The organism is Brevibacillus sp. MCWH (genome assembly GCF_013096935.1).
GTDB lineage: Bacteria > Bacillota > Bacilli > Brevibacillales > Brevibacillaceae > Brevibacillus > Brevibacillus aydinogluensis.
This window is the reverse complement of sequence record NZ_SDLF01000081.1, coordinates 1-706: the sequence shown is the minus strand read 5'-3', so window position 1 is coordinate 706 and position 706 is coordinate 1. Positions and strand designations below refer to the sequence as shown.

Sequence of the window (706 nt, the reverse complement as noted above, 5' to 3'; positions counted from 1 at the left end):
ATAAATACTACATTAGTCAAATCATTTCATATGAAGAATATAAAGGTAATAAAAACTGTTACATGAAAGAAGGATTTTACGACGGAAGAACTTTACACTTTGCTACAAAATACGATGGTTCTAAACCTTTTGCAGTTGAAACAAACGATTGTGAAAGAGACGAGTTTGATGCTTATGAACTAGCTAAAGTTTTAGTTGAAAACGGATTTTATATCTTCATTGCATATATTGAAAATAAAGTTATTAACTATAAAGTGATTGAGATTATGGATACTAAATCCGATTATGTTATTGAAAGAAACTATGTAGAAGTTAAGTTAATCAACTCTTTTACTTCATTGGAGAAAGAAGAATTTATTAAAGAAAATCCTAAGTTTGAGAAAGCTGTATTACATGCTATTGAAGCTATCAATTCAGATTTTCCTGACCAGCTTTTACCTAAGTATTGTTTCAACCCGAATCGTCTCGTCTATGTAAAACTATTTGAAAAAGACGAAAAAGGAAACTATTATACTTACAATGATGAAGGTAAAAAGCTAGTATTGAATAAATTTAGTAAGTCTTTAGATAAGATAAATGATAATCCTATCATGAGAGTTTTCCACTCTAGAAAATTTAACGACAAAAATGTAATTTTAGTTGATGGTGTTCCTGTTAGAGAAGTAAAACATTATGATTTACATGATTATATTGAGAAATCTCATAT

The 706-nt window shown here is 27.9% G+C and carries 1 protein-coding gene; it reads left to right on the top strand.

All coding sequences use genetic code 11. From position 1 onward, the window contains the following. Positions 1 to 62: 62 nt before the first annotated feature. Positions 63 to 706, top strand: a 644-nt coding sequence (locus tag ETC00_RS19440; protein ID WP_171567698.1) for a hypothetical protein, incomplete at its 3' end; no start/stop codon positions are given.